Genomic DNA, 8,314 nt, shown 5'->3' with positions numbered 1-8,314 from the left:
CAGTTTACGATAAGAGTGCGTCTTTTCGGTATTGACGTGGTGAGCTTCCACTCCATTTACGAAATGCGTGACGGAAGTTGGCACTGTCAGAAAAACCAACACGTTCAGAAATCTCTTCAATGCTCATTTTTGTCGACGATAGATAGTGTCGAGAAAGATGGAAACGAACGTGATCGAGTATTTTCTGGTAACTTGTATCGGCCGCTTTAAGATGGCGACGCAACGTGCGAGAAGACATGCCCAACTCTGAGGAGATCGACTCTATCGATGGATAACATCCTGGCCTCTCAAGCAGCATTTGAGAGACTTTCTCTTTCAGGCTGGTGGATGCACTCACTTTTGCCAACATGTCATCACACGACTTGAGACACATTTGTAATGTAATGGTATTAGCGGTGGGCAGAGGAGAGTACAAGCTGGTCGCATCAAATTGCCATTCAAGGCGGTCGCTATTAAATTCAACAGGACAACGGAAAACCTCTGTATAAAGGTCACCGTACTCTGGCTTAGGATAAGGGAAACGGATCACTTGTGATGGAAAGGGCTGTTGCAGCACTTCTTCACACAGGCTTTGGATCGCCGCAAACCAATACTCGCAACAAAATGGCAGCACAGAGTCTAAGTCGATCAGTTGTTCTGCGCGAAAGTACCCAACGTTATCCTCTACAGACATGGTCTTTCTCAGCACGGGGCCGGCAAGTTGCAAATATTTAAATCCGATCAGCAAAGCATCTAATAGCGTTTCGCTACTGAACACCGCATAGCCCAACACTCCAAAGTCGCTAAATCGGGCCTGCTGACCAACCCGTAAACCTAATCCACCTTCATCCGTGTTCGCTAGTGCGTTACTGAACACCGCCAGCTTTTGCGCCAAAGTAATGTGGGTATCTGGCGTATTGAGCTGAAGATCATCAATATTACTGCCTTCCAGCAACGCTTCGATACTGAGGGCCGGTGACATGTAACGATGCAGTAGTTGAAGGTCAAGAATACCGAATGCTTGCATATCGGGTTCATAGACTGCGGTGTATTCCATAGAATTCCTCTTGTTGAAGTGTGTCATCTTAACCGAACTCTTAACATTTTCGCCTCTCGTCTGTTCTCACTTCCCCAAGTTAATTCAAAATTTTTATTCGTGAGTTCAAAGTTTTACGTGGCTAATTGAGTTGTGTCCGAATATCACCGGTTTTTGTCTTTTTGAAACCTGTTCGGGATGTTATCAAAATGTTGTAATTTCACAAGTTGCACATTGGTTTGTTTCCAACATTTTGCTCAATAATCACTTTTATTAACGTGACGCTCCAATATGCGACCCCCGTAGCAACAAAGACAAAACTCATTACAACGATTAAACGTCTAAGGCGAATGTGACCGCTAGGTCCAGCCAAACAAGGAGATCATGGATGCACAATCTTGCTGTTAACTTAGAACGTAGCGCTTCACTCTTTCCAACCAAAGCCGCCCTACGTATGGGAGCGGATGAAGTCAGCTTTGCTCAGTTGGAACAACTTTCAGGGAAGGTCGCTGCAAATCTAAAGCGACTTGGATTAAATAAAGGGGATAAGGTTGCACTGTCTTGTCCCAATGTGACTTATTTCCCCATCGCATATTACGGCATTCTAAAAGCAGGCTGCGTTGTCGTCCCTTTAAACGTGTTGTTTAAGGCGAGAGAAATTGCTTATCACTTGAATGACTCAGACGCGAAGGCCTACCTTTGTTTTGAGGGGACTGATGATCTTCCTATTGGGCATTATGGGCTACAAGGCTTTGAACAAGCAAACAACTGTGCGCATTTTGTCTCTATGCCGAACCCGTCAGGCAGTGATGCATGTTCTGAAGAAACCGCTGAAAAGAAGGAAGCCATAACCGATTGGTTGAGACAGCCTATAGAAACCTTTGAATCTATAGCCTGCCATGGAGATGATACAGCGGTTATTCTGTATACCTCAGGTACTACTGGCCAGCCAAAAGGGGCTGAGTTGTCTCACACCAACATGCAAACCAACGCAATGTCCTCGCAGTATCTGATGAGATTGGAATACAGCGATACAACAATGGCAACACTTCCTCTGTTCCATAGTTTTGGTCAAACCGTAATGATGAACGCGAGTGTGTTGACTGGTTCAACTATGGTCTTGATTCCACGCTTCGAACCATCATTAGTGATTGAACAGATCATTAGCCACAAAGTAAGCGTGTTTGCTGGCGTTCCTACCATGTATATCGCACTGCTCAGAGCGGGAGAGGAATCTCCTGATGCTTCTGAAAAAACAAGCAAGCGTTCTGAGCAGGTTAAGCATAGCTTGAGGTTAGGCGTGTCTGGAGGGGCGTCTATGCCACTTGAGGTGATTCGTCAGTTTGAGTCGCGCTTTGAACTGCCAGTATTGGAAGGATACGGGCTCTCTGAAACAGCGCCAGTCGCGACCTTTAATCACATTGATGGTGATCGACTATCTGGCAGTGTCGGACAACCACTGTGTGGACATCTTATCAAGATTACTGATGTACAAGGCAACTCGGTCGCAATGGGAGAATTGGGTGAAGTGTGCATTAAGAGCCCTAGTGTCATGAAAGGCTATTATCAACGACCTGAAGCAACCTCAGAAGCGATCAGAGATGGCTGGTTTTTAACGGGTGATATCGGGCGTGTTGATGAGCACGGGAACTTGTTCATTGTTGATCGTGTTAAAGACATGATTATCCGTGGTGGTTATAACGTTTACCCGAGAGAGATTGAAGAAGTGTTGATGTGTCACCCGGATGTCGAGATGGTGGCTGTGGTTGGCGAACATCATGATCAGTTGGGGGAAGAGATTCATGCGCATGTGGTACTTCACGAACATACACAATGTGACAGCAAAGCGTTAATGGCATGGTGTCGAGAACAACTGGCTGACTACAAATACCCTCGTAAAGTATTCATTCGTAGCGCGCTACCCATGACGGCAACAGGAAAAATCTTAAAGCGAGAGCTACACCCTTTAGAAGTTGCGGAGGCAATTAATGGATAACTATGACTTTATTATTGTAGGCGGCGGCTCAGCTGGGTGCGTGATGGCTTCTCGATTGTCAGAAGACCCAAATACTACTGTTTGTTTGCTCGAGGCTGGTGGCAAAGACACGAGCCCCTTTATTCATACTCCAGTTGGCGTTGTGGCGATGATGCCGACCAAACTCAATAACTGGGCTTTTGAGACGGTTGAACAGCCGGGCTTAAATGGTCGTAAAGGTTATCAGCCAAGAGGGAAGACGCTTGGTGGGTCGAGTTCTATTAACGCCATGATGTACGCGCGTGGGCATCGTTATGACTATGACACATGGGAAAGTTTAGGCAATGCAGGATGGGGCTATGAGTCGTGCCTGCCTTACTTTAAGAAAGCTGAAAACAACGAAGTACACAAAGATGAGTATCATGGTCAAGGAGGTCCCTTGAATGTGGCAAACCTTAGATCACCGAGCCCAATGTTGGAGCGCTACTTGTCCGCGTGCGAATCGATCGGTGTACCGCGAAATGAAGACATCAACGGAGCCGCTCAGTTTGGTGCCATGCCGACTCAGGTAACCCAGTTAAATGGTGAACGATGCAGTGCTGCCAAGGCTTATTTGACGCCAAACCTATCGCGTCCCAACCTTACTGTCGTGACTAAAGCGACGACTCATAAAGTCTTGTTTGAAGGCAAGAAAGCGGTTGAAGTTGAATACGGTTCTAACGGTAAGCGTTACCAGATTCGATGTAACAAGGAAGTCATTCTATCAGCAGGCGCTTTTGGCTCTCCTCAACTGTTGTTGCTGTCAGGCGTGGGTGCTAAAGATGAGCTGGCGGAACACAGTATCGAACAAGTCCATGATCTGCCAGGAGTGGGTAAGAACCTGCAAGATCATATCGATTTGGTGCACTCTTATAAGTGCAGCGAAAAGCGAGAAACCTTCGGTATTTCGTTGCAAATGGCCGCTGAAATGACCAAAGCATTACCTTTGTGGCACAAAGAGCGTCGTGGGAAAATGAGTAGCAACTTTGCAGAAGGCATTGGTTTTCTTTGCTCTGATGATCATATCGCAGTGCCGGATTTGGAGTTTGTATTTGTTGTTGCGGTAGTGGATGACCACGCGAGAAAAATCCATACTAGTCATGGCTTTACCTCACATGTCACCTTGCTGAGGCCAAAAAGCCATGGCACCGTGACACTCAATAGCTCTGATCCTTACGATCCACCAAAGATCGACCCTGCGTTCTTCAGTCATCCTGATGACATGGAAATCATGATTAAAGGGTGGAAGAAGCAATATCAGATGCTAGAAAGCGAAGCGTTCGATGATATTCGTGGTGACGCTTTCTATCCGGTTGATGCCAATGATGACAAGGCGATTGAACAAGATATCCGCAATCGTTCAGATACCCAGTACCACCCTGTGGGAACCTGTAAAATGGGCACTGCCGATGATGTACTGGCAGTAGTGGACAAAGATTTGAAAGTTCATGGGATGGAGAGTTTACGAGTCATTGATGCTTCGATTATGCCGACACTCGTGGGAGCGAATACCAACGCGCCAACTATCATGATCGCAGAGAAGATTGCTGACCAGATCAAAGAGCAATATGGTTTGAGTGAACAAAGCGACTTGAATCAGAAGAGTGATTTGAACAAGCATGAAGCAGGCGAGAAAGCAGAACACGAATTGAGTGTTTAGAAGACAATTACGATAAATTGTTGTCTTAATATAGGTTATGAAGCCTTATTTGTTAAGGGCTCATAACCTATTTTTGTTTGCCGGTTAATGAATGATCTTAGGCAAACTTATTTAGCCAAAGCTTGATTAAGCCATTGATCAAATTGACCTTTTGGTAAGGCACCGTTGATCGTATCAACACGCTGACCGTTCTTGAATACCATCACCGTTGGGATGCTTCTGATTTGATACATAGCCGCCAGTTGCTGTTGAGCTTCGGTATCGATTTTAACAAATCGAACATCGCCATCGCGCTCTTTAGCGACATCGCTAAATACAGGTGCGAAACCTACACATGGGTTGCACCATGTCGCCCAAAAATCGACAACGACAGGTTGTGAACTGTTCAAAATCGATTGGAAATTCAGTGATGTACCTTCGATTGGTGCACCGTCGAGAAGTGCATTTTTGCACTTACCACAAGTAGGGCTTTCTGAAATTCTTTCTGAAGGAACTCGGTTTACGCCACCGCAAGAAGGGCAACGAGTGTTGAATGTAGACATAACTTTCTCTTTTTTATTGCATCTCCGTGGCTAACGCGATTTACGAATCACGTACGGAACGCTTATACTGTTTAAAACATGAATACGATACTTAAATAAAAACAAACAATAAACAGGTAAATGATGACAAAATTTTACGCCGAAATTACGGGCTGGGGAAAGTGTCTGCCACCAGCCGTGCTGTCCAATGATGATTTAAGCACATTCATTGATACGTCTGACGAGTGGATTCGTACTCGAACTGGTATCGAAAACCGTCGTATCAGTCATGTAAATACCTCTGAGCTAGCGACCGTTGCTGCTCAACACGCAATGGCGTGTGCTGGCCTAACGGCTGAAGACATCGATCTAGTTATCGTTGCGACGTGTAGCCCAGATTCTCTTATTCCTAATACTGCATCGAAAGTTCAACAGAACTTAGGTATCAAGAGCGCAGCAGCTTTTGACCTTAATGCAGCGTGTACGGGCTTCATCTACGGTGTTGAAACTGCAACTCGATTGATTCAGGCGGGCAATTACCGCAACGCTATCGTTGTCGGTGCAGAGCGTCTTTCATTCTTCATTGACTGGACCAAGCGTGATACTGCGGTTCTATTCGGTGATGGTGCGGGTGCAGTCGTACTTTCTCGCACTGAAGAGCAAGTTGGTCTCCAAGAAGCGCAAATCGGCTGTGATGCTGAAGGCCGAGACATTCTAGCAGTGCCTAAGTTCGGTACTTCTATGGACCGTTTTGCGGCTGATAATGGTTACTGGGATTTTGATTTCGTAGGTAAAGAGATCTTCAAACGTGCGGTTAAAGGCATGGGTGCAGCAGCACACACGGTATTGAGCCGTACTGGCATCTCAACAGACAACATCGATGTTGTGATTCCACACCAAGCAAATATCCGAATCATTCAAACTCTGTGTGATATGGCGGGCATTGAGCGTGAGAAAGCGTTTGTGAACATTCAAAACTACGGCAACACGTCGGCAGCGACCGTGCCAATTGCACTATGTGAATCACTAGAGCAAGGTTTTGTTAAGCCTAATTCAAATATCCTGGTTGCAGCATTTGGTGCTGGTTTAACTTGGGGTGCAGGCAACATTAAATGGGGTAGCCGTGTTGAGCCGTTAGGTCAATCAGATGCCAAGCTGCCAGAAGTGGATCAATCAGCATTAGAACTATTAAAGAAGGCCATTTTACACTGTAAAACGCGCCCGAACTCAGAAAGCGAGTAGCCGTTATGGTGCAAGTTCGTCTAATGGATAAAGCCGACCTTGATGGGGCGGCTTTAGTTCACCAAGCTACTTTTGTTCGACAACAAAACTCGATGGGTTGGTTACAATGTAACTTGAATGCTGCGCCACGCTTTCTTAACTTTGTTGCAGAAAGTGAAGGTGAGATTGTTGGTTACATTATATGGGTTCAAAAGAGCGGGTTTAGGCCTGAAGCTGTTTTAGAGTTGGAGCAACTTGCTGTGTTACCGAGTGCGCAAGGGCAAGGGTTGGGTAAAAAGCTGATTCTAGATTCTTTGCCGCTAGTGAAGCAGAAACTTGCAGAGCAAGACTCGACACTAAAACATTTATTAGTGACCACCAGGGCGGACAACTTTGCACAAAAGCTGTATCAATCTACATTGGGTGCAGAAGTCGAAACCACGATTTCAAATCTGTACTCTGCGGATGAAGTGCTTATGATAGCTCGCAATGTCGGTGAGCGAATCGAATCGCTGAGTTCTTAGAACTTATTATAATTATCAGTAAATGTTCAATAAGGGGCTTCTAGAGTCCCTTTTGTTATTTCTTAGGAAGTGTTTTGAAGAAAGTTTTAGCAATTGGCTACGTTTGGCCAGAACCGAATTCATCGGCGGCTGGCAGCCATATGATGTCACTTTTACGCCTGTTTAAGCGACAAGGCTGGTCTGTTGAATTCGCAACGCCTGCTCAAGAGACCGAGCATATGATCGATCTCTCTGAAGAGGGTATCACGAGCCAATCTATTGAACTGAATTGCGATAGCTTTGATCAGTACATCGAACAGCTACAACCTGATGTTGTCATGTTTGACCGTTTTATGATGGAAGAACAATTTGGTTGGCGTGTTGAGAAGGTATGTCCTAATGCCTTTAAGCTATTGGATACTGAAGATTTACAGTTCCTACGTAATGCTCGACATGAAGCTGTTAAAAAAGAGACAGATCTGACGAAAGAGCATCTTTACAGTGATCTGGCCAAACGCGAAATTGCCGCGATTCTGCGCTGTGATCTTTCGTTGATCATTTCAAGCTACGAGATGGAGCTGCTCCAATCTGAGTTCAATATCAATCCAAAGCTTCTACATCATCTACCTTTCATGGTTGATCTTAATACTTTGCCTGAACGCACGAAAAGTTATGAAGAACGTAAGCATTTCATGACGATAGGTAATTTTAGGCATGCGCCTAACTGGGATGCTGTGCTTCAGCTACAGAAGATTTGGCCAAAGATTCGTAAGCAGTTGCCTGACACTGAACTTCATATTTATGGATCTTATCCTCCGCCAAAAGCAACCGCTTTGCACAATCCTAAAACCGGTTTCCATATCAAAGGTTGGGCGAAAGATGCTCAAGAAGTTATGGAAGAGGCACGTGTATGTGTTGCGCCATTACGTTTTGGTGCGGGCATTAAAGGTAAGTTGCTTGACGCGATGAAGCTACAAACCCCGAATGTGACCAGCGAGATCGGCAGTGAAGGCATGCTACCGCAAGGTGAACTGCAATGGCCGGGTGCGGTGGCTGATGATATCGATGAGTTTGTGACTGCAGCAGTTGAGCTTTATCGCGATGAAGAAAAGTGGCTTGAAGCCCAAAGCCAGTGTCACTCTATTCTTGAAGCGCATTACGAGCAAGATAAGTTAGGCAATCAACTGATCGAACGAATAACTGCGTTGGTTTCTGAGCTTGATTCGCATCGATTAGATAATTTCTTCGGTTCAATGCTCAAGCACCACACCATGGCAAGCACCAAGTACATGTCACAGTGGATAGCTGAAAAGAACAAGACTAAGTAGCTGATACAGCTCAAATGAAATCAAAAGCCCTTAGGTTATGAAGTGACCCCGT

General features: G+C 45.5%; 7 protein-coding genes. 5 read left to right on the top strand and 2 right to left on the bottom strand.

Going from position 1 to position 8,314, the window contains the following annotated elements; genetic code table 11:
- Positions 1–4: 4 nt before the first annotated feature.
- Entirely contained in the window at positions 5–1,036 is a 1,032-nt protein-coding gene (locus tag BCT81_RS17890) for an AraC family transcriptional regulator (RefSeq protein WP_102425330.1), read from the bottom strand.
- Between the two features lie 367 nt (positions 1,037–1,403).
- Between BCT81_RS17890 and BCT81_RS17885 the strand changes: the two genes are divergently transcribed.
- On the top strand, positions 1,404–3,011 hold the full coding sequence (locus BCT81_RS17885; protein ID WP_102425329.1) for a long-chain fatty acid--CoA ligase: 1,608 nt from the start codon (positions 1,404–1,406) through the stop codon (positions 3,009–3,011).
- Positions 3,004–4,689, top strand: a complete 1,686-nt coding sequence (locus BCT81_RS17880) for a GMC family oxidoreductase N-terminal domain-containing protein (protein WP_102425328.1) — start codon at positions 3,004–3,006, stop codon at positions 4,687–4,689. Before BCT81_RS17885 ends, BCT81_RS17880 begins: the two co-directional genes overlap by 8 nt.
- Before the next feature lie 107 nt (positions 4,690–4,796).
- On the opposite strand, the gene trxC is transcribed toward BCT81_RS17880, so the two are convergent.
- Complete coding sequence (trxC, locus tag BCT81_RS17875) at positions 4,797–5,231, bottom strand: thioredoxin TrxC (protein WP_102425327.1); 435 nt, start codon at positions 5,229–5,231, stop codon at positions 4,797–4,799.
- 123 nt (positions 5,232–5,354) lie between these two features.
- Between trxC and BCT81_RS17870 the strand changes: the two genes are divergently transcribed.
- From BCT81_RS17870 to BCT81_RS17860, 3 genes are all read left to right on the top strand, one after another.
- Positions 5,355–6,452 (top strand): ketoacyl-ACP synthase III, encoded by a 1,098-nt coding sequence (locus tag BCT81_RS17870; RefSeq protein WP_102425326.1) that lies wholly within the window; start codon positions 5,355–5,357, stop codon positions 6,450–6,452.
- Positions 6,453–6,475: 23 nt separating this feature from the next.
- Positions 6,476–6,955 (top strand): GNAT family N-acetyltransferase, encoded by a 480-nt coding sequence (locus BCT81_RS17865; RefSeq protein ID WP_102425331.1) that lies wholly within the window; start codon positions 6,476–6,478, stop codon positions 6,953–6,955.
- A 74-nt stretch (positions 6,956–7,029) separates the two neighbouring features.
- Positions 7,030–8,262, top strand: a complete 1,233-nt coding sequence (locus BCT81_RS17860; RefSeq protein ID WP_102425325.1) for a glycosyltransferase — start codon at positions 7,030–7,032, stop codon at positions 8,260–8,262.
- Positions 8,263–8,314 lie beyond the last annotated feature (52 nt).

This window comes from Vibrio sp. 10N.261.52.A1 (assembly GCF_002876325.1).
Classification (GTDB): domain Bacteria; phylum Pseudomonadota; class Gammaproteobacteria; order Enterobacterales; family Vibrionaceae; genus Vibrio; species Vibrio chagasii.
Note: the sequence above shows the minus strand (reverse complement) of the source record. Positions and strands in the feature narration are given on the sequence as shown.

Coding starts and splice junctions, on each gene's coding strand:
- BCT81_RS17890 (WP_102425330.1), bottom strand. CDS start 1,036: ATGGAATACACCGCAGTCTATGAACCCGATATGCAAGCATTCGGTATT.
- BCT81_RS17885 (WP_102425329.1), top strand. CDS start 1,404: ATGCACAATCTTGCTGTTAACTTAGAACGTAGCGCTTCACTCTTTCCA.
- BCT81_RS17880 (WP_102425328.1), top strand. CDS start 3,004: ATGGATAACTATGACTTTATTATTGTAGGCGGCGGCTCAGCTGGGTGC.
- trxC (WP_102425327.1), bottom strand. CDS start 5,231: ATGTCTACATTCAACACTCGTTGCCCTTCTTGCGGTGGCGTAAACCGA.
- BCT81_RS17870 (WP_102425326.1), top strand. CDS start 5,355: ATGACAAAATTTTACGCCGAAATTACGGGCTGGGGAAAGTGTCTGCCA.
- BCT81_RS17865 (WP_102425331.1), top strand. CDS start 6,476: ATGGATAAAGCCGACCTTGATGGGGCGGCTTTAGTTCACCAAGCTACT.